This window comes from Pelagibius sp. (genome assembly GCF_028289705.1).
Classification (GTDB): Bacteria; Pseudomonadota; Alphaproteobacteria; order Kiloniellales; family Kiloniellaceae; genus Pelagibius.
This window is the reverse complement of record NZ_JANQOI010000006.1, coordinates 31,402-51,882: the sequence shown is the minus strand read 5'-3', so window position 1 is coordinate 51,882 and position 20,481 is coordinate 31,402. Positions and strand designations below refer to the sequence as shown.

Sequence of the window (20,481 nt, the reverse complement as noted above, 5' to 3'; positions counted from 1 at the left end):
TCGGGAATCACGATCACATCGCCGGGCTCCAGCAAGACATTGGCCGTGGAGTCCCCGTCGCGCACCAAGTCGGCAAGGCGAACCGGGATCTCGCGCGTGCTGCCGTTGGTCAGACGCACGATCACCGCGCCGTTGCCGTCCGCCTCCCGGGACAGGCCGCCGGCATCGACAATGGCGTCCAGCAGCGTCATGCCGCTGCGGTAAGAGAGGGTCTGAGGATCGGCGGCTTCGCCGACGACGCGCACCTGTTGTCTGGGATCGCCCTCGCCGGAAACCACTGTGACGGTCACAAGCGGGTCGATCACGAATTCCGAAAGACGCTCGGTTATGTCATCGGCCACCTGCTCCGGCGTCTTGCCGAGAGCCAGCAGGTCCTCGACCAACGGCATGGAGATCCGCCCGTCGGGACGGACGACAACGTTCGTCGACAGATCTTCATGCCGCCGCACGTCGACCTGCAACACATCGCCCGGGCCGATCAGGTAGGTCTGCTGCGCCTGCGCCAGCGGCGCAGCGGCGGGAACCGTCAGCCCTGCCAGCAACGCCGCTGTCAGAACGAGGAAGGAGAGGAATTTCGGAAACAGAACGCCAGACTGGCCGCGGCGGTGAAGGCCTTTAAACAGATCGGTCAAAACTGACAACGCACCTTCCCCCCGACCGGTACGCACTGGAGGCGCCACAGGGGCCGCAGACGCGGCCTTACGCCGGACATGCCGTCCGTCCCGGACGTCACTCCGGACAAAGAACAAACAGGCAATGCCCTGGCCTATCGCATATTCGCCGATCATCCAAGCCAAAACCGCGCCTGTCCAGTAGGAAACCGTCCGGTTCCGGCATCTGCACCCGGGTCCCGGGGCAATGGGATCGTGCCGCGAACCGTCCCCACGCCTGCCGAGCCCTGTCCAAACTGATCTTCAAATCAACGTCCCGCGTAGTAGAGGGTAGTCGCGATCCGGCGGAGACCCTGGTAGGCTCTGGCCTTTCCGCTCAGCGGACTGCGATGCAAGGAAAAGCGTCACATCCAGCGGGACCCTCGACGTGGCACACCTTGACGTGGCTCAAACAGCGCGCGCGAATAAAAGGAAGCCTCTGACCACGCTTCTGGCGGCGGCCTGCCTTGCGGCGATCTCCTGGACACCGCAGGCCCGGCCCACCGCGGCGGCCGAGGGTCCTTATGTGGTCAACTGCTTCGACCCTGCGCTCGGCACGGTCCAGGAAACCCTGGCGGGCGATTGCGAGGGCGCCGTGGTCAGCGACGACGAAGCGGCAAGGATCAAGCGCGAGCGCCGCGAGAAAGTCCGCCGCATGCTCGAGGAGCCGTCGGAGCCCCGAGTCGAGGGCCGGCGCCTCGCCGGCATCGGGTCCGGATTCTTCGTGGCCGCCAACGGCAGTCTGCTGACCAACAATCATGTCGTCGACGACTGTGCGGTGGTTTCGATTTCGCCCTCGGCCGGAGAGATGGTGCTGGCCAGGAAGATCGCTTTCGACCAGTCGGCAGACCTCGCCTTGCTGCGGGCGGATCTCAGCCCCCCTGCGGTGGCCGCGTTCAGCACCCGGGCCCGGGGCCGCTCCGCCATGGGGCAGGCTTCGCTGGTCGGCTACCCGAACCAGGGGCTCGTGCCCCTCAATCCGATCGTCACCGCCGTCGAGGTCGTTGGCCGCAGCCGAACCGTCCACAACCTGCCGATCATCGTCCTCAAGGGGAACATCCGCGCGGGAAACAGCGGCGGTCCGCTGCTCGACAGCGGCGGTCTGGTGATCGGCGTGGTCTTTGCCAAGATCAACTCGGTCAAGGTCTTCGAAACCACCGGCAGAACGGTGCGGCACGAAGGCTATGCCTTGTCGACGGACACCGTGCTCGGCTTTCTCGAGAACCAGGGGGTGGATTACCGGACAAACGCCACCCAGGTCCCACAAACCAGACCACAGATCCTGAGCGAAGCCCGCCCTTACATCGCCCAGGTCGGCTGCTGGAAGTAGAGCGTCTTCCACTTCGGTGGAATCGATGCAGGCCCGTTACGCGCAGGCAAACCGCTCAAGACCTGTCAGGGAATGGAAGGGCGCGAATGGGCGCCGGTTCAGCGGGACTTTTTCCGGCGGCGTATCCAGGAAGCCAGGGAGAATGTGCCCAACATCGTGCCGAACATCGCGAGGCTCGTCGGCTCCGGCACAGGCACCTTGTTGCTCACGAAAATGAAGTCCTGGAAAGACGTGTGGTAGGCGGTGTGCGGATTGAAGTTGGCATCCGCCAAGGCCAGCCACCCCCAACCGACGGGCATGCCGCAATAGGCGGGCGGGTTGGCACCGCCACAATAGCCGTTCAGGCGGTGGCCCGGCGCCGGGTCCACGTCAAAATTGAAGAGATTGCCGGAGCCGTTGGCGAAGGCCAGCAGGTTCACCGTGGTGTTGGCCTGAATGCCGAAGGTCTGCTGCTGGAACGTGATCGTCCCCATGCCCTTGGTGCTGGCCTGGCCGGCCCCATCGTTCACATGGATCTCCGGATCGTGGAAATCGTTCTGGCCGTCGAAGCCGGTGTAGGTGAAGTCGATATCGACCAGCACCGGAGGCCCGTCGTAGTTGGTTCCGGAGATGTCCCGGCCACCGATGGCGGTGCCGAAGATGCGGAAGGTGTCGTCGTTGACGCCGTCGTTGACGGTGTAGACCGCCCGCATCTCGGCCAGCGGGTGGTCGAAATCGAAGGTCCAGGCATCGCTGTTGCCCCCGCTGGCACCGCCAGTGGCGTACCACTCGATCCCGTCGATGCGCAGGCCATAGGGCGGCGGCGCCAGGGCGCCGTCGGGATGGCTCCACAGGTCGTACTCGAACTGATTGATGATCGCGGCTTCTGCCGCAGGCACCGCAAGACTTCCCGCCCAGGCCAAGAGACCCAAAACGATTGCCTGCGCAGTGCGAGTCAGTGCCCTCATACGTCCCTGCAACGGTTACCTGCCCTACCTGGATAATCGACCTGTGACATTATTATAGCAAGAACCGGGCCACGCATCTACAGCCCAAAGATATCAAAGGCTTGGTCTCTCACCGCCGCCGGGGCATGGGCAGACTGTCAGACATTCTTACAGTTTCATGCAGTTTCGAACCGCCGAACCCCGGCCCGGCTGGGGCGGGCCGTCACGCTATTCTGCGTGCCATAACAAAGCGATTCTTGGTTAACGCGAGGGGTGCCCGTGTCGCCTTTCTTGACAGCACGGTCATCGCCCCGATGCCGATCTGTGGCGGTGCCGGATGGTGGGCACGGGTCTTGGGCAATCGTCTTGCTTAGGCAGAAGCCTTGCTGAACAATGCCGGCGATTTCCTGGAGGCGGGTAGCTCAGAGGTAGAGCGCTCCTTCTACGTAGGAGAAGTCGGACGGTTCGATTCCTTCCCCCGCCTACCACTCCCGGCCACCGCCCTGCGAGGGCGCCAGCCCCCTCCGCGGCCTAAGATCGGTGGCGAGCGCGGAGCAGGTCATAGACCTCCAGGGGCTCCGACGGACGGCCGCCCAGCACCTCCCTGAAAAAGCCGAAAAAACGGTCCATCAGGTCAAGGAACCGCCGCAGTTCTTCGCCGTCGGAAACATAGGGCGTCATCCCCGGCACCAGCGAGGGAGAATGGTAGGTGAAGGAGAACACGCGGCAGCCTTGCCGATAGAGGCTCCTGGCCAGGCGCATGTTGGCGGCAAGGTCCACCCCCTCCGGGGTCAGGCGGATCCGCTCCAAAAGCCCGGTGCGGGCAAAGATGCCGGGCACCCGCAAGCGCATCCCGGCAGCGCCGCTGATGCGGGGGAAAAGGGACGGGCCAAGCCCGCGAAGCAGCCCGCAAAACCCGCAGGTCAGGGGGATTTCCAGCCTGTCACCCGCAGAGCCGAACCACGAGGGATGAAAGCCCACACCGGTGAAATCCGGCCCGCCGTCGTCGGTGAAACGCGTATGGGGCACGACGCTGGCATCGACCAGATAGCCGAGATCCTCCAGCAGCCGGGCAGTGGCCGGGCCGACGCCGTAGCGCCCTGCCTTGTAGACCTGCGGCCGTGTTCCGAAGCCTTCGGAGATTGCCCCTGTCAGGGTCTCCAGCTTCCGGCGCTCCAGATCGGCGGCGAGGTTTCCGGGATAGGAATTGCGGGCGTTCACCGGCTCTTCGTGCGGCGGGTTCACCCAGGGGTGCAGGTGCGCGCCGATCCGGCATTCCCCCTTGTCCGCAAATCCTTTCAGGGTCTCGACCGCCCCGGGGTCTGAGGCAACCGGGTAGTCGATTACATAGGTCGGGATAATACCATGGCGCGAAAAAATCTCCTGCGCCAGCCCCTGTGCGGCGATGGCGGTGACACTGGTATTCTCGCGCGCGTGGGGACGGCTCCAGTCAAACTCCTCTTCGGTGTCGATGACCACCAAGAGCAGCGGAGGGTGCTCGGCCGGCAGCCGGGCCAGGGGGCCGGAGGCGACGTCGAAGGCTGCACTCACGCTTTTGTTATCCTCCGCAAGGGCTTGTTTTCCACCGCAAGTGCAACCCGGGCTGCCCCGGGCAGTGCTCCAAACCTAGGGGACCGTCGCCGTCTTGCCAAACCGCCATGCGAGGCAGGCCTCCGTTCAGGCCCGCAGGCCCTCGCTTCCGGCCGTTGCAGGGGAGTGGTCCCGTCTTGGACCGTAAAGAAAACCGATACCACTTGAAGCTGCATTCCGTTCTAAAAATCGTAAGAATTCAATGATATACAGTTGGCGATGAGGAATCGCGAGGCAGTTGAGGGAATTACCCCCGGATCTTTGTAAAGAAACTTTACAAGGGACCCCTGATAGACGATTTTGCACGAATCGATTTCCAAGCAATATCAGGACGTTAAGGCCTTGGTACGAATCCTGCATAAGCTATTTGAGAGGTGCGTGGAGAGGTCCGGCACCAAGGCAATCGGGTCCGCTTGCGGGCCGCAAGTGGAGAGGATCGCGCGCATTGTCGGCTCCCCAATGTCGTTCCATTAAGGAGTAGCGGCGAATCGGGGCTCGCAATGGGCGGGATTGATATGTCATTGTTGTGTCGGTGCTCCCGATGTCCGACGCCTGGGGTGAGCGTACTAAAGGACCGATGGGAACAATCAGGCAATTGGTTGCGTAAGCTCGCTGGAGCATCAAGGCAGGGTTGCTAGGATGGCGGATAAGGAACGCTCAGGTATTGAGGCAGGCGGCCCGGACACGGCGCCGCAGGATCGGGGTCGGGCACCCGATGGGGATCGCGCCAAGCGCGACGCCCGCCGCCGATTCCTGACCGGCGGCCTGGCTGGCGCGCCGGTGATCCTGACCCTGTCTAGCCGCCCCGCCCTCGCGACCTTCTGCTCGCACTCGGGCATGAATTCCGGCAACGCCTCGCAGACGGTCTCCTACAGCTGCCGTGGCCGCAGGCCCAGCTATTGGCGCGACAATCCCGACCGCTGCGCCAACTACATCATGCTCGGGCCCTGCAACCCGATCCACTACAGCTACTACGAACCCTACGAGTGCTACGACTATTCGGTGCCGAGCATCAATGCCCTGAAGAACTACCGGACCTGGCTGAAGAACTACAGGCCGTCCAACTGGCGCTCCAGACGGCGCAAGGCGAAGAACTACATCGATGACCTTGAGGACTATCCCGGGCTCGACTCGCCGCCCTTCGGCACGTCCTTTGCCGATTGTTTTGCCAACGGCCTGACCTCCGATCCCAATGCCACCATGATGCAGGCGCTGTGGCACGACTCCAGCTCGGATCTTCTGCCGCAGTGCTCGGCCGCCTATCTGAACGCCTGCGAGTTCGGCCGCGAACAGTACGGCTATTCGCACCAGGAGATCGCCGATCTGGTGATCGACATGATCTACAGCGATCCCTTCGGTCTGCGGGACATCCTGGACGAGCTGAACGACCGCGGCTAGGCCGTATCTGGCGCGGCGCCCGGCGTCATGGGGGCTCCGAAGCGTTTTGTCCGACATTCCTGATCCATCCGACGCCAGGATATGGCGCTTGAAGCGCGAGGACACTTGGTGCTGGCGCGCCTGGGATGACGAGATCGTCGTTTACGATGATCTCTCCGGCGACACGATGAAGCTCAATCCTTACATGTCTGAGACGCTGCGCTGCCTGCAACAGGCACCGGCCAGCGAGGCGACGATCACCCGGCACCTAGCGGAAACGCTGGAGGCCGATGCGGACTCGCGCCTGCAGAGATGGGTCGCCCGCGCCATCGAGCGCTTCGAGCGCGTTGGCCTGGTCGAGGCCGTCGCCGCATCGGAGCAGAGCGGCCAGAGCGGCTGACCCCAGCGCCTGATCGGGCGCCGGCAGCGAACCCTCAGGACCCAGGGGAATTTTCGATTTGCACCCGGCCTTCGCCCACCGCACTCTTGCGGGCCCGGGGTCCGGCCGCCGCGCGGCGGTCAATGTGCGTAGAGTTACGGGTCCAAGGTACGCGGTGAAGCTCTCAGATTGGTCACGGCAGGAACTGGTCGCCCGGCTGGCAGGGCCAGGCCTCAATCTCTGGACCGGGCCCTTTCTCAACCGCATCCGCACCCGCATTCCCGCCGTGGTCGATGGCATCTCACTGCTTTATGCCGACTATCCCATCGAAGCGGAGGGGGATTTTGCGGATTTCCATGTCGCCCTGACCCAGCCGCTGGGTCCAAGGCGCTGGTTGCGCCGGCAGGTCAATTTCGAGTTCGACGGCCTGCGGATCTTCAAGCCGCTGCCTTTGGACCAGGCCCTGCCGATGATGGAATGGGGGCTCAACTGGTGCATCGGAGGGCACGCCCACCAGTATCTCATTATCCACAGCGCCACTATCGAGAAGGACGGTTTCGCAGCGATCCTGCCGGGGGCGCCGGGCTCCGGAAAGAGCACCCTCACCGCCTATCTCGTCAACAACGGCTGGCGGCTGCTGTCCGACGAACTGGCACTGCTGTCTCTCGAGGACGGCCGGGTTACCGCCCTGGCGCGACCCATCAGCCTGAAGAACCAGTCCATCGATATCATCGGTGGGCTCATTCCCTCGGCAAGGCTGAGCCGGCGCTCGGAAGACACCGTGAAGGGCACAGTCGCACTGCTGAAAGCGCCTGCGGACAGCCTGGCACGGATCGGCGAAACGGCGCAGCCGGCCTGGGTCATCTTCCCGAGCTACAAAAAGGATGCGGCGACCGCCCTGGTGCCGCGGCCGAAGGCGGACACCGTCATCGAGATCGGGCGCAACGCCTTCAACTACAGCATCCACGGCCGCCAGGGCTTCGACCTCCTTTCCAAGGTGGTCGACGGCTGCGCCTCCTACGACTTCACCTACAGCGATCTGGCCGAAGCCCGCGAAGTCTTCGCGGCGCTGGAACCCGCGGCCGCGCCGGCGCGCGAGGTTGGACCGAAGACATCGAGCGGATGAGCGACCGGCGCCACCTGCTGCTGAATCTCCTACGGCGTCCCGATGACTTCCGCGCGCTGTCCCTCGAGCAGTGGGACCTGGTCGTGCGCCAGGCCAGGCGCTCCGGCGTGCTGGCCCGCATCGCCTTTCTGCTGGAAGACCGCGGCAGCCTGGCGGAGGTTCCCGAGGGGCCGCTCCAGCACCTGCTGGCAGCCAGGACACTGGCCCTGAAGCATGTCCGCGACGTGCGCTGGGAGGTGATCTGCGTCACCCGGGTGCTGGCCGATCTGAAGGTCCCTATCACGCTGCTGAAAGGGGCGGCCTACGTCTTTGCCGATCTGCCGCCGGCCCGCGGCCGGCTGTTCGCCGACATCGACTTCATGGTGCCCAAGGACCGTATTGCCGCAGTCGAAAAGGCCTTGCTGAGGTCAGAATGGCTCACCGACGTAACCGATGCCTACGACCAGCGCTACTACCGGCAATGGACCCATCAGATCCCCCCCCTGCGCCACGACCGCCGGCAGACCGTGCTCGACGTGCACCACACCATCGTGCAGCCGACCGCGCGCGCGTCGGTCGAACCCGAACCCCTGGTGGCCGCCAGCCGGACCCTGGATGTTGCCGCGCTGCGCATCCTGGCGCCGACCGACATGGTGCTGCACAGTGCCGTCCACCTGTTCAACGACGGCGAGTTCGACCGGGGCCTGCGGGATCTGCTCGATCTCAGTGACCTGCTGCGCCATTTCGGGGCCGAGCCCGGGTTCTGGGATGCCTTGCCGCGGCGCGCCGAAGACCTGGGGCTCACCGGCCCGCTCTATCTCACCTTCCGCTATCTGCAGCGGCTCCTGGACGTCCCCATTCCGCCGAAGGCCCTGAGTGCGGCTGAGCGATGGCAGCCGAGCACCGCCAGGCGCGCCCTCTTTGACAGCCTCTTCGATAGGGCGCTGCTGCCCGACCACAAGAGCTGCGACGGCCGCCTGACCCCCCTTGCCCGCTGGCTGCTCTACGCGCGCGCCCACTACCTGCGGATGCCCTTTGCCCTGTTGCTGCCCCACCTGGTCCGAAAGGCGGTCCACCGCGGCGAGGAAGAATGAATCCTTGATCTCTCGTTAAGGTTAAGCGGCGCGCCTGGTAAATGCATACTCACGAAATCTTTAGGGCTGGCCGACAAGATCGGGCCGGATGGGGCGGGCCGCACGCGTTCATCTGCATACCCCCAAATCGAGGCAGGCCAACTCGAGCCAGGAAGGAATCGCTATTTCGGCTGCCGCCGTGTAAATTATCCGCTCATTTTCTAAGTGCGTGTCTTGTTACCGGGTGAGCGTGCCCGACCACGGATATAGCTAGGCATATGGCGATCAAGGCATCATGAGATACACCGATTTCTTCAATCTTCAGGAATACCCCTTCAACCTGACGCCGGATCTCAGGTTTTACTTTCGCAGTGAGTCGCACCGCCGCGCGCTGTCTTATCTGAGCTTCGGCCTGAGCAAGGGCGAGGGCTTCGTCGTGATCACCGGCGAGATCGGGGCCGGCAAGACGGTCTTCATCGACTACTTCCTGAACCGTCTGCCCAAGAGCAGCGCCGTCACCGCCAACATCGCAAGCACACAGTTCGAGGCCGACAGCTTCCTGCGCATGGTCGCCTCCGCTTTTGGCCTGCGCCAGAGAGGTGCCGACAAGGCCTCGGTCTTCCGCGACCTGGAGGCTTTTTTGCTCGACACCCAGCGCCGCAACGCCCGGGCGATCCTGATCGTGGACGAGGCGCAGGGCCTGCCGATCTCCGCGTTGGAAGAGTTGCGCATGCTCTCCAACATCTATCACCAGAACCGGCCACTTCTGCAGGTCTTCCTGATCGGCCAGCCGGAGTTCCGCAGGAAGCTGGCGAGCAACGGCTTGGAACAGTTGCGCCAGCGCATCGTTGCCATTCACCACCTCAATCCGCTGAGCGAGGATGAGCTGAGGCAATATGTCCTCTACCGCCTGAAGAAGGTCGGTTGGAACAACGATCCCAGCTTCGCCGACGGCTGCTTTGCGGCCATTCACCGGGAAACCAGAGGCGTGCCGCGCCTCATCAACAACCTTTGCGACCGCCTGCTCTGGCACGCCTTCATCGAGGAGAAGCACGCGGTCGACCTGGACGACGTCCGCCTGGTGATCAGCGACATGAAGTTCGACGCCAACGGCCTGTCGCTCGACATCGACGCGCAGGACCGTCCCGACGACGCGCTGGAGCTGGAGAGCGATCCCGACGCCGAGGCGGAGCCTAAAGGCGAGTCCGACCGCGTGGTCGACTTCCGCAATCCCTATGAACAGGAAGGCTAGCCCCCTTCGTGCTCACTGGCGCTGACCTCTTGGCAAGATACCGGACCGGCGGGCCCTACGGCCTGGGCGGCACCGGCGTCAGTCTGGGCCGGCCCTAGGGCCGGCTCGGGAGCGCGGGAGAACGGGAATGGCAGGCACCGAGACCGCTGCCGCGACCGGACAGATGCCGGGGGCAATGCCGGGCGCAATGACCGTCGACGTGGAAGACTACTTCCAGGTCGGGGCTTTTGCCGACTGCGTTAGACGCGCGGACTGGGAGAGCCTGCCCTGCCGTGTCGAGCGCAACATGGACCGGGTGCTCGGCCTTTTTGCCGAGCGGCAGGTCACCGCCACCTTCTTCACCCTGGGCTGGATAGCCGAACGCTATCCCAACGTCGTTCGGCAAATCGTCGCCGGCGGCCACGAGCTGGCCAGCCACGGCTACGAACACGTTCGGGTCCATAGCCAGAGCCCCGAAGAGTTCCGCCAGGACGTGCGCAGGACCAAGGGCCTGCTGGAGGATATCGGCGGCCAGGAAGTCAAAGGCTACCGGGCCGCCAGCTTCTCCATCGACCAGAGATCGCTTTGGGCCTTCGACGTCCTCGCCGAAGAGGGCCACAGCTACAGTTCCAGCATCTATCCCATCAAGCACGATCACTATGGCATGCCGGAGGCTTCCCGCTTTGCCTATCGGCCGATCGCGGGGCACGACTTCCTGGAGATCCCGATCTCCACCCTGAAGCTGTTCAACCGAAACCTGCCGGGCGGCGGCGGCGGATACTTCCGGCTGCTGCCCTATGCCTGGTTTCGCTGGAGCCAGCGGCGCATCCGCCAGAGCGACGGGCAGCCCACCATCTTCTACTTCCATCCCTGGGAGGTGGATCCGGATCAGCCGCGCTTCGAAGGCGTGCCACTGCGGTCGCGGTTCCGGCACTATGTCAATCTCCGCGCCATGGAGCGTCGGCTGCGGGCCCTGCTGCGGGATTTCCACTGGGACCGGATGGACCGGGTATTCCTTTCGAGCGAGTATGGGGACGTATGCCAAGCGACACTGCCAACGGGCTCCAAATCGACCGTCTCGAAGACGGACAGGATTCTGCCTGGGACGGCTTCGTAACGGCCCATCCCAAGGCAACCTTCTTCCATCTCTCCGGTTGGAAGGCGGTGATCGAGGAGAGCTTCGGCCATCGCTGCCACTTCCTGCTGGCCCGTCAGGGCGGGGCGATTACGGGGGTTCTCCCGCTTACCCACGTGCGCGGGCGGATATTCGGGAACAGCCTGATATCGAACGGCTTCTGCGTTTACGGCGGGCCGCTGACCACCTCCGCCGAGGCCCTGGCCGCCCTCGATGCCGCCGCCATCGATCTGGCCCGCGATCTGCGGGCCGAGCGGGTGGAGTACCGCCTGCGGGAGCCGCTGCACCCGGATTGGCCCTGCAACCGGGAAACCTATGTGACCTTCCGCAAGGCGATCGACCCCGACCCGGAGAAGGCCCTGCTGGCGATCCCCCGCAAGCAGCGGGCCATGGTGCGCAAAGGCATCAAGCGCGGCCTCGAGGGGAGGATCGACAAGGACGTCGGGCAGCTCTATCCGCTCTACGCCGAAAGCGTGCGCAACCTCGGCACGCCGGTCTTGAGCCGGCGCTACTTCGACTGCCTGAAGTCGGTTTTCGCGGAGTCCTGCGAGGTACTGACCGTCCTGCTGGACGGACAACCTCTGTCAAGCGTGCTGTCGTTTTTCTTTCGCGACGAGGTGCTGCCCTACTACGGCGGCGGCTGCAAGGCGGCGCGGACCCATGCGGCCAACGACTTCATGTACTGGGAGGTGATGCGCCGCGCCTGCGAAGCCGGCGTCAAGACCTACGACTTCGGCCGCAGCAAGGTCGGGACCGGCTCCTTCGCGTTCAAGAAGCATTGGGGCTTTGAGGCCGAGCCGCTCTACTACGAGCACGCCCTCTTGAAGCTGAATGAGATCCCCGAGATCAACCCCCTCAATCCCAAGTATGCCCTGATGGTCGCCACCTGGAAGCGTCTGCCGCTGCTGGTGGCCAATCGGCTGGGCCCACTCGTCTCCCGGGAACTGGCCTAGATAGGGCCTGCCGTGCCCCGATAGCAGGCTCCGCCTGGATGCGCCAACGGCAATAAAACCTTGGTAAAAATGGAAAAGTATTCATCAAGTAGTCCGACAAATATGCTAGAATTGCCTACGCAACCAAAGGAGGATACGGCCCGGCCGTAACCTCTGTCCGGTTGCGTTGTTTTGGGACTGGGAAACCATGTGCGGACTGGCAGGAATCTTCGACGTCAGAGAGCGGCGCGCGATCGACCGCGACCTGCTGACCACGATGACCAACAGCCTGGTCCACCGGGGACCTGACGGTGTCGGCTTTCATGTGGCCGAAGGCATCGGCCTCGGCCATCGCCGCCTGTCGATCATCGACCTCGCCGGCGGGCACCAGCCCCTGTTCAACGAGGACCACAGCGTGTGCGTGGTCTACAACGGCGAGATCTACAACTTCAAGGAGCTGGCGCGGGAGCTGAGCGAGCGCGGCCATCAGTTCCGGACGGTCTGCGACACCGAGGTGGTGGTCCATGCCTGGGAGGAGTGGGGCCCGGACTGCGTCAAGCGCTTCCGCGGCATGTTCGCCTTCGCCCTGTGGGACGCCAACAAGGAAACCCTGTTCCTGGCCCGCGACCGGCTGGGCATCAAACCGCTCTACTATGCCGTCCTGCCCGACGGACGCCTGATCTTCGGCTCGGAGATGAAGGCCCTGCTCTGCGATCCCAGCCTGGAGCGGCGCTTCGATATCCGGGCGATCGAAGACTACTTTGCCTTCGGCTACGTGCCGGACCCCAAGACAATCTACGAGGGCGTGCGTAAGCTGGCGCCGGCCCACACGCTGGTGTGGAGACGCGGCGCCGCCCAGCCGCGCCCGCAGCGCTACTGGGAAATCGCCTTCCAGGCCGATCACCGCATGAACGAGAGAGATGCCTGCGCCGAACTGCAGGAGCGCATGAGCGAAGCGGTCAGGATCCGCCTCATGGCCGACGTTCCGCTCGGAGCGTTCCTCTCCGGCGGCGTCGATTCCAGCAGCGTCGTCAGCATGATGGCCCAGCACTCGGCAAGCCCGGTGAACACCTGCTCAATCGGCTTCGACGTGCCGGACTTCGACGAGGCCGGCTTCGCCGAGATGGTGGCCAAGCATCTGCGGACCGACCATCGCTCCCGTCAGGTCGCAGCGGACTCCTTCGATCTGATCGAGGACATGTCGAATTTCTACGACGAGCCCTTCGCGGACTCCTCGGCGATGCCGACCTATCAGGTCTGCCGTCTGGCCCGCGAGAACGTGACCGTGGCGCTCTCCGGCGACGGCGGCGACGAGGGATTCGCCGGCTATCGGCGCTACCGCTGGCATCACTACGAAGAGCTGGTGCGCGGCACGCTGCCCGGTCCGCTGCGTCATCCGGTCTTCTCGCTGCTCGGCCGGCTCTACCCCAAGCTCGATTGGGCGCCGCGTCCGCTGCGGGCGAAATCGACCCTGCAGGCCCTGGCGCGGGACAGCGTGGAAGGCTACTTCCACAGCGTCTCGATTTTCGACGACCGCCTGCGCCGGCGCCTCTATTCGCAGCGCATGCACCGCGACCTTCAGGGCTACCATGCCAGGAACGTCCTGGAAGAGGCGATCAGGGACGCGCCGGTCGAACACCATCTCGACCGGGTCCAGTATGCCGACATGAAGACCTATCTGCCCGGCGACATCCTGACCAAGGTCGACCGGGCGAGCATGGCGACGTCACTGGAGGTGCGCGTCCCCCTGCTCGATCACCAGCTTTTGGAATGGGCGGCGACGCTGCCCCCCAGCTTTCGGCTGAGGGCCCGCGAAGGGAAGTACCTCTTGAAGAAGGCCATGGAAGACCGGCTGCCGCAAGAGATCCTCTATCGCGAGAAGATGGGCTTCTGCATCCCCCTCGCGAAGTGGTTCCGCGGGCCGCTGCGCGAGCCGACCCGGCGGCGCCTGCTGGACGGCATGCTGGACCAGGTGGGCCTCTTCGACACGGCCTTCATCCAGCGCCTGCTGGACGAACACGCCAGCGGCGCCAGCGATCACAGCCCTCCCATCTGGTCGCTGCTCATGTTCGAGTCCTTCCTCAGCAACGTCCACACGACGGCAGACGTTGCGAACGGCGCCCAGCGGGCCACCGGGACCTGAAGACTTCCAAGCGAGGTGCCCTTCCCCAATTCCGAGCCAGGCCGCTTGCCGCTTCCGTTCTCCAGTAGGTTCGACCACGGCCCGACCGGCCTTTGCAGGGCCGTTGGGACATGATCCGTCAAGGGGCATGATCAGCCGGCCGGCGACAATCGAATGACACGGCGCGCCAGCGGACACTGGCCACACGCGGCAAGACAACTTGACGGCCGGCACAGACCTGGCGGCGGCCGTTCCTTGGAGACGAGAGCATGAAGAACAACGAGAGAATTGCGGTGATCGGCCTGGGTTACGTAGGCCTGCCCCTGGCCGTCGCCCTGGCCCGCAATTTCGAGGACGTGGTCGGTTTCGACGTCAACGAAAAGCGCGTCGCCAGCCTGGCCCAAGGCGACGACTGGACCGGCGAGGTGGAACCGGAGGCCCTGCAAAGTTCGGGCCTGACGGTTTCCTCCGATCCCGCCTGCCTGAAGAACCGCAGCTTCTTTGCGATCACGGTTCCCACACCGGTGGACAAGAACCGCCGTCCCGACCTCGGCGCGGTGAGCAGCGCCTGCCGCACCGTCGGCGCCTACCTGGAACCCGGCGCCATCGTCGCCCTGGAATCGACGGTCTATCCCGGGGTGACCGAAGACTTCTGCGGCCCGCTTCTGGCCGAGGTGTCGGGCTTGGTGGCCGGCAAGGATTTCAAGCTCGCCTACTCGCCAGAGCGGATCAATCCCGGCGACCGCGAGCATATTCTCGAGCGGATCGTGAAAGTGGTCTCGGCCCAGGATGCCGAGTCCCTCGACCGCGTCGCCGGCATCTACGGTGCCGTGACCTCCGCCGGCGTCCACCGGGCGGGATCGATCAAAGTGGCCGAGGCCGCCAAGGTGATCGAGAACACCCAGCGCGATCTCAACATCGCCCTGATGAACGAACTGGCGATCATCTTCGAGAAGATCGACATTCCGACGCGCGACGTCCTCGCTGCCGCCGCGACGAAATGGAATTTCCTCACCTTCACCCCCGGCCTGGTGGGCGGTCACTGTATCGGCGTCGACCCCTACTATCTGACCGCCAAGGCCGAGGAGGCCGGCTACAATCCGGAGGTCATCCTCTCCGGCCGCCGGATCAACGACGGCATGGGGGCCTTCGTTGCCGGGCGTCTGGTGAAGATGCTGGGACAGTCGGGCCGCCTCACCGGATCGCCGAAGGTCGGCATCCTCGGGCTGGCCTTCAAGGAAAACGTGCGCGATCTGCGTAACAGCCGGGTTCCCGACATCATCGCCGAACTGCGCGAGTATGGCATCGAGCCTCTGGTTCACGATCCCATGGTCGACCCGGAGGAGGCGGAAGAGGAGTTCGGAATCCGGCTGGTGGGCGCCGAGGCCATGGTCGATCTGAACGCCGCCGTGCTCTGCGTGCCGCATCGTGCCATCATGGAGGAGATGGACCCCGGTCCCTGCGACCGCTTGGTCGACGGCGGTGTGCTGGTGGACGTCAAGTCAGCCCTGGACCCCGCGGAGCTGCCGCCGACGCTCCACTACTGGAGCCTCTAGAGTGTTTCATGTATTGACGGAACCAGCCCGCTCCCCCGCCCGGCCGGTTTGATGTCCGGGAGACGGTTTGCTTTACAAGATCCTGAAGACCCTGGTTCTGCCGCCGACCTCGCTGTTCGTTCTGCTGCTGGTGGGCTGGCTGTTGCAACGGCGCTGGCCGCGGCTGGGCCGCAGCTTCCTGCTGCTCCTGCTGGCGGTCACCTATCTGGCCACCACGCCCTTCCTCGCCGGCGAACTGATGGCGCCGCTGCAGCCTTACGCCCCCGTCAACCTGAGCCAGCCGGACCCGGATATCGGGGCGATCGTCGTGCTCAGCGCCGGCGTCTACGCCAAGGCACCTGAATACGCGCAGCCGGAAACCGCGGACCAGGGGACCGATGCGGCGGGGAACCTGACCCTGCAGCGCCTGCAGTATGCGGCACGGCTGTTCAAAGCCACCGGGACGCCGATCCTGGTCAGCGGCGGGCCCATCGCGGGCGCGTCCGAGAGCAGCATCGCCGCGGTCATGAAACGGACGTTGGAGCAGGACTTCGAGGTGCCGGTGCGCTGGCTTGAGGACCGCTCCGAAGACACCTTCGCGAATGCCAGGCTGTCCGCCGCCCTGCTGCGCGCCCAGGGTATCGAGAAGATCTATCTGGTGACCCACGCCTGGCACATGCCCCGCGCCATGATCGCCTTCGGCACCACCGGCCTGGATATCACACCGGCGCCGACCCGCTTCTTCTCCCGGGCCGATCCGCTGTTGATCGACTTCGTACCCTCGGTCCAGGCCCTGCGCGCAACCTTTTACGCCGTCCATGAGTGGATCGGTATCGTCTGGTATCGCCTGCGCGCTTAGCCCGCCTCGGGCGGGCGGCTGCTCCCCTGCGGCCTACTTCTTCTTTTCGTCGTAGCCGTAGTAGTAGGCGCTGTAGTAGGCGCCGAACTCGGTGCTGCCGAGGCGCGAGGCAGTCCGGTTCAACACCAGGCCGATGTCCGAACGGGCGCCGATCAGTTCCAGGGCACTGACCACAGTCTCGCGCTTGGTGCGGCCGGCCTGCACGACGAAGATCACCTGCCCCATGTGAGAGGCGAGTTCCACGGACTCCGACGTCGCCAGCACCGGGGGAGAATCGAAGATCAGAATGCGGTCTTCATAGCGGCTGGCCAGCTCGGTGATCAGCTCGTCCATGCGGGCACTGGCCAACAGCTCCGTGCAACGGTCGTGGGGCTGGCCGGAAGGAATCAGCGAAAGCTTGTCGATGTCGGTTTTGAGCATGACATCGGCAATATCCAGGCGCGGATCCTGAATGACGTCGATAAGCCCCTTGTCCGAGGAGACGCCAAGCTGGCGCAGGGCATCGGGCCGGATGAAATCCGCATCGATCAGCAGCACGCGAAGGTCTTCCTCCGCCGCGATCGACATGGCGAGGTTGATCGCCGTCGTGGTCTTGCCCTCCGACGGCAGGGCACTGGTCACCACGATGGAGTTTCCGGGCGCGTCCTTCTGGTCCCAGCGGCGGCTGAGGACCATGCGTTTGATGAGCCGGAACTCCTCGACCGTTCGGTTACGCTTGGTCTGCGGGGTCAGGATGTTTCGCGACATCAGGCCCGCCACATCGATCTTGGCAATTCGCGAGGAGCGCTTTCCTCCGCCCGGATGGGGGGGCGGCGACTGGGGGGGCGCCTGTGGAGCCGCGGCGGGAGCCGCCGTGCCGTTGGACTGCCCTTGTGCAGCCGGTTCCGCCTCTCGCAGCAGCGGCTCTTCCGCAGGCTCGGAGACCGATGCCGGAGCAACCTCCGGCAGTTCGTTCGCCTGGCTGTTCTCCAGCGAAGCCAGGTCGGTCGGCGGCGGATCGGAGGCTGGGATCGGTTCGGGATCGGGATCCGGCTTCTTCGGCGCCGGCTTTGCAGGGCCACGGTCGGCGACGATCTTCTGCGCCGCCCGTTCGACCAGCGAGGTCCGCGCGCCGCCTCGGTTCGTTCGAGGGCTGCCTGTACTGTCGTCCATTATGTCCGGGTGCTCCCTTTAAGACAGAACGTTGGCGCGCATCCAATCCAACAGATCATAGGCGGTATCAACGACAAGACGCGCGCCTCTGCCGAAGAGCTCGGTGCTGAGGTCCGCGGTAACGAAGGTATCCAGGCCATACTGCCGTTCAATGACCAGCAAGACGCCGAGCGATACGACAAGGGCCAGGAAGATTGACCCGAGCGCCAGATTACCGGCGAACTGGCTGGCCGCTTTCTTTCTTGTATCTGAAACCGTGCCAAACACTGGTATGCCCGTGAAATCGCGCAGTTCCGCCGCGGTCGAGAAGCTGGTGTCCAGGATCACCAGGAGGAAGCCGAGGCCCAGGCCGGCGCCGAGAGACAGGATCAGGACGGCCGCGAGAAAGAGGGGCCGGTTGGGGCCGACCGGCTGGTTGGCGACCACCGGCGGATCGATCAGGCGGTACTGCACCTGCTGGCCGACGGCATCGCGGCTGCGCGACATGCGCGCCGACTCACGCCGCGACAGCAGCTCGTCGTGGCGCGCCTTGATGATGTCGTAGTCGCGATTGAGACGCTTGTACTCGGCTTCGACCCGCGGCACGTCTTCGGCCTTGGCCACAAGGGCCTCGGCCTCGGCCCGCGCCGTAGCGGCGCGGCGGCGCAGGTCTTCGATCGCGGTCTCGATCTGGATCAACTGCAGCTTCACCTGACCGTAAATCGGATTGGGCGCCCCAAAGCCCTCCTCTTCGGCATCGCTGGCCGTCTCACCCGCTTCGGCCAGCGCCGCCAGGTTCGCCTCGCGCTTGGCCTCAAGGGCACCCAACTGGCGTTTCAGAGTGACCACGTCGGGGTGCTTTTCGGTGTACTGGGACAGCAGCAGCCGGAGCTGGGCTTCGATCTCGACGATCCGATACTCGGTGTCATCAGGCGGTCCTGCGTTGACCAGTTCCGTCGCCACCGTCTCAGGAATGGCGCTCAGTTCCTCGCGCAGCAGGTTTCGTTGGGCGACGGCCACGCTCAGGTCCTGTTCGAGCTGCTCCATGCGATCGGTCGCAGCCGTGGCCCTTCCCAGATAGCTGCCTTCGCCCAGGACGACATCGATGTTGGACTGCTTGAACTTGGCCAGCCGGTCCTCGGCCTCGATCAGGCGGGCTTCGTAGTCGGCGATCTGGCGGTCGATGAACTCCTCGGCCGTATCGAGATCCTCCCGGCTTTCGCCGAGGTTGCTTTCGACGAAGATCGACAGCAGCGCCTGCACCACATCGTAGGCGCGCTGAGGGTCCGGATCCTCGAACGAGATGGCGAAGATATCTTCACGGTTGGACGACACCGAGGTTCTGCTCTCGATGCTCTCCAGAAGTTGCTCCATCTCAATGTCGTTGGTGACCGTCAGGTCATAGTCGGTCTCGCGGGCGACCTCCATGAGGTTGGGACGGCTGAGCAGGGTCTGCTTCATCATCTGGACTTGCGTCTGCAGATTGCTCTGAACCGCGATGCCGCGCAGCAGCGGCTGCAAGACGCTGGAGGTGTCCACGTAGATGCGGCTGGAGGATTCATAGACGCTGGGCAGGGAGGCCACCAACAGCCAGCCCGGAACCGCCACAATCCAAGCACCCACGACCACCACCCAACGCCGCTTCCAGAGCGCGTTCAGGTAGAAGAAAACGAGAGTATAGAGCTCAGTCACGCCAGAACGCTCCAATCGCCCGAACTCAGGAGGGCTGCTCCCAAAGACCTATGGGAGGGACAGCCTCTCACCAAACAGGTACCTGATCCTATTGCTTTATCTCGCATCTGCCGCAATCCCTGAGGCCTCAGACCTGGGCTCTTACGTCAGATCCGCCATGCTGATCAACCGTTCAAAGGTTGTACCCTATTTAGCATTTACGGACCATTTAAACCGCGCCGCCGCAATATGTCGCGGAACAGCGCCAATTGCCCCTGCGTCGTCGCTTCCCAGGAGAAGCTCTGGGCATGCGAACGAGTCGCATCCCGGGAGCTCTGAGTCGCCAAAACCTCGCGGATTGCCTGGGTTAGCGCCGGGACGCTGCGCTCCGAGACCCAGGTCCCCACGGCAGGATCGGTGATGAGTTCCGCCACGTCCGAAACCTCTGTCGTGACCACTCTGGCACCGCAGGCCATAGCCTCCAGCAGGACGTTCGGCCAACCCTCACGCTGGGAGGCCAAAACGAGAACATCGGCCGCACTGTACACCGCAGGCATACGTTCGTAAGGCACCACCCCCAGGAAGCGGACCCGGTCGGCGACCCCCAGCTTGTGCGCCAGAGCTTCCAGGCGGCTCCGTTCCGGTCCGCCGCCAACGATCCACAGATCAAGTCCGGGAATTTCGCTGGCAGCGGAGATAACCAGGTCGTGCCCCTTGAGCGGCACGAGATTGCCCACCGAGACCGCCAGGGCCGACCCCTTGCGCTCCTGATCGGAGCACAGCGGCCGGACCGGCCGGAACAATTCCGCATCCACGCCGTTGCGCAAGACCGTGACGCGGTTGCGGGCGACACCCAGGGCGGCGAGCCTGCTTGCAAGAGCGCCGCTCACGGTGATCAGTCCGTCGGCTCTCTCTGTGGCCCACTGGATCAAGCGTCTCGGCAAACGATGGTCGGGGATCAGGTTGATATCGGTCCCCCTGGCGGTCACCGAGACCGGTACCCCGAAATGCCGACTTAGCATGACGGCTGCAACCCCATCGGGATAACAGTAGTGTGAATCAATCAGGTCGAATCTGTGGCCGGACCGGAGCAGCCGGGCCACGGCGCGCCGCGCGCTGGCGTAGAGCAGGAACGGCGCCGCGGTCATGCCGATCTTCGGAATGGTGACATAGCGCGGATGGTCGATCTCGATCCCGAACCGCGTCTCCGACCGGGGCGCCCGGGCAAAGGTGGCATAGGCCCCAAACCGCTCGGAGCGAAAGGGAAAGTAGGGAACCGGAGCGAGGACCCGGGCCGAGACCTCGCCGGAACCGACCAGTTGGCGCAGACGGGTTTCCACGAAGACGCCATGCTGGGGCTTGGCGGCATTGGGATAGAGCGAGGTGAAAGTCAGCACCCGCAAGGGCCGCTCCGCTCCCATCGCCGTCCTCGCCC

General features: G+C 64.4%; 17 protein-coding genes and 1 tRNA gene. 12 read left to right on the top strand and 6 right to left on the bottom strand.

Annotation, left to right across the window (positions count from 1 at the left end; translation table 11 throughout):
* Window positions 1-788: XrtA/PEP-CTERM system exopolysaccharide export protein (locus tag Q0996_RS00390; protein WP_299614865.1), on the bottom strand; the 788-nt coding region annotated here is incomplete at its 3' end.
* Between the two features lie 250 nt (window positions 789-1,038).
* On the opposite strand from Q0996_RS00390, the gene Q0996_RS00385 reads away from it, so the two are divergent.
* The gene (locus Q0996_RS00385) at window positions 1,039-1,980 is read left to right on the top strand and encodes a serine protease (protein WP_299614863.1); all 942 of its coding nucleotides are present in this window, start codon (window positions 1,039-1,041) and stop codon (window positions 1,978-1,980) included.
* A 98-nt stretch (window positions 1,981-2,078) separates the two neighbouring features.
* Here Q0996_RS00385 and Q0996_RS00380 read toward each other — a convergent pair whose 3' ends face one another.
* On the bottom strand, window positions 2,079-2,858 hold the full coding sequence (locus tag Q0996_RS00380) for a PEP-CTERM sorting domain-containing protein (protein WP_299614861.1): 780 nt from the start codon (window positions 2,856-2,858) through the stop codon (window positions 2,079-2,081).
* 459 nt (window positions 2,859-3,317) lie between these two features.
* Between Q0996_RS00380 and Q0996_RS00375 the strand changes: the two genes are divergently transcribed.
* A tRNA-Val gene (locus tag Q0996_RS00375) sits at window positions 3,318-3,394 on the top strand.
* A 43-nt stretch (window positions 3,395-3,437) separates the two neighbouring features.
* Here Q0996_RS00375 and Q0996_RS00370 read toward each other — a convergent pair.
* Entirely contained in the window at window positions 3,438-4,388 is a 951-nt protein-coding gene (locus Q0996_RS00370) for a polysaccharide deacetylase family protein (RefSeq protein ID WP_299614860.1), read from the bottom strand.
* A gap of 747 nt (window positions 4,389-5,135) precedes the next feature.
* On the opposite strand from Q0996_RS00370, the gene Q0996_RS00365 reads away from it, so the two are divergent.
* The 10 genes from Q0996_RS00365 to Q0996_RS00320 all read left to right on the top strand — a co-directional run bounded on the left by Q0996_RS00365 (window position 5,136) and on the right by Q0996_RS00320 (window position 16,244).
* Complete coding sequence (locus Q0996_RS00365; RefSeq protein WP_299614857.1) at window positions 5,136-5,894, top strand: hypothetical protein; 759 nt, start codon at window positions 5,136-5,138, stop codon at window positions 5,892-5,894.
* An 88-nt stretch (window positions 5,895-5,982) separates the two neighbouring features.
* On the top strand, window positions 5,983-6,273 hold the full coding sequence (locus Q0996_RS00360; RefSeq protein WP_299614856.1) for an HPr-rel-A system PqqD family peptide chaperone: 291 nt from the start codon (window positions 5,983-5,985) through the stop codon (window positions 6,271-6,273).
* Window positions 6,274-6,427: 154 nt separating this feature from the next.
* Window positions 6,428-7,378 (top strand): HprK-related kinase A, encoded by a 951-nt coding sequence (locus tag Q0996_RS00355; RefSeq protein ID WP_299614855.1) that lies wholly within the window; start codon window positions 6,428-6,430, stop codon window positions 7,376-7,378.
* The gene (locus Q0996_RS00350) at window positions 7,375-8,451 is read left to right on the top strand and encodes a nucleotidyltransferase family protein (RefSeq protein WP_299614854.1); all 1,077 of its coding nucleotides are present in this window, start codon (window positions 7,375-7,377) and stop codon (window positions 8,449-8,451) included. The genes Q0996_RS00355 and Q0996_RS00350 overlap by 4 nt, the downstream gene beginning before the upstream one ends.
* A gap of 274 nt (window positions 8,452-8,725) precedes the next feature.
* Window positions 8,726-9,682: an XrtA/PEP-CTERM system-associated ATPase gene (locus tag Q0996_RS00345; RefSeq protein WP_299614852.1), complete on the top strand. Its 957-nt coding sequence runs from the start codon at window positions 8,726-8,728 to the stop codon at window positions 9,680-9,682.
* A 127-nt stretch (window positions 9,683-9,809) separates the two neighbouring features.
* A complete protein-coding gene (locus tag Q0996_RS00340) occupies window positions 9,810-10,778 on the top strand; it encodes an XrtA system polysaccharide deacetylase (RefSeq protein ID WP_299614850.1) in 969 nt (322 codons plus the stop codon).
* Window positions 10,700-11,749 (top strand): FemAB family XrtA/PEP-CTERM system-associated protein, encoded by a 1,050-nt coding sequence (locus Q0996_RS00335; RefSeq protein ID WP_299614848.1) that lies wholly within the window; start codon window positions 10,700-10,702, stop codon window positions 11,747-11,749. Before Q0996_RS00340 ends, Q0996_RS00335 begins: the two co-directional genes overlap by 79 nt.
* A gap of 187 nt (window positions 11,750-11,936) precedes the next feature.
* A complete protein-coding gene (locus tag Q0996_RS00330) occupies window positions 11,937-13,871 on the top strand; it encodes an XrtA/PEP-CTERM system amidotransferase (RefSeq protein ID WP_299614847.1) in 1,935 nt (644 codons plus the stop codon).
* A 248-nt stretch (window positions 13,872-14,119) separates the two neighbouring features.
* Window positions 14,120-15,406, top strand: a complete 1,287-nt coding sequence (locus Q0996_RS00325) for a nucleotide sugar dehydrogenase (protein WP_299614845.1) — start codon at window positions 14,120-14,122, stop codon at window positions 15,404-15,406.
* Window positions 15,407-15,473: 67 nt separating this feature from the next.
* On the top strand, window positions 15,474-16,244 hold the full coding sequence (locus Q0996_RS00320) for a YdcF family protein (protein ID WP_299614843.1): 771 nt from the start codon (window positions 15,474-15,476) through the stop codon (window positions 16,242-16,244).
* A 33-nt stretch (window positions 16,245-16,277) separates the two neighbouring features.
* Here the strand turns inward: Q0996_RS00320 and Q0996_RS00315 are convergent, their stop codons facing one another.
* The 3 genes from Q0996_RS00315 to Q0996_RS00305 form a co-directional block, all read right to left on the bottom strand.
* Complete coding sequence (locus Q0996_RS00315; RefSeq protein WP_299614841.1) at window positions 16,278-17,396, bottom strand: XrtA-associated tyrosine autokinase; 1,119 nt, start codon at window positions 17,394-17,396, stop codon at window positions 16,278-16,280.
* An 18-nt stretch (window positions 17,397-17,414) separates the two neighbouring features.
* Window positions 17,415-19,067, bottom strand: a complete 1,653-nt coding sequence (locus Q0996_RS00310; protein ID WP_299614839.1) for an XrtA system polysaccharide chain length determinant — start codon at window positions 19,065-19,067, stop codon at window positions 17,415-17,417.
* 197 nt (window positions 19,068-19,264) lie between these two features.
* Window positions 19,265-20,443: a glycosyltransferase family 4 protein gene (locus Q0996_RS00305; RefSeq protein ID WP_299614864.1), complete on the bottom strand. Its 1,179-nt coding sequence runs from the start codon at window positions 20,441-20,443 to the stop codon at window positions 19,265-19,267.
* Window positions 20,444-20,481 lie beyond the last annotated feature (38 nt).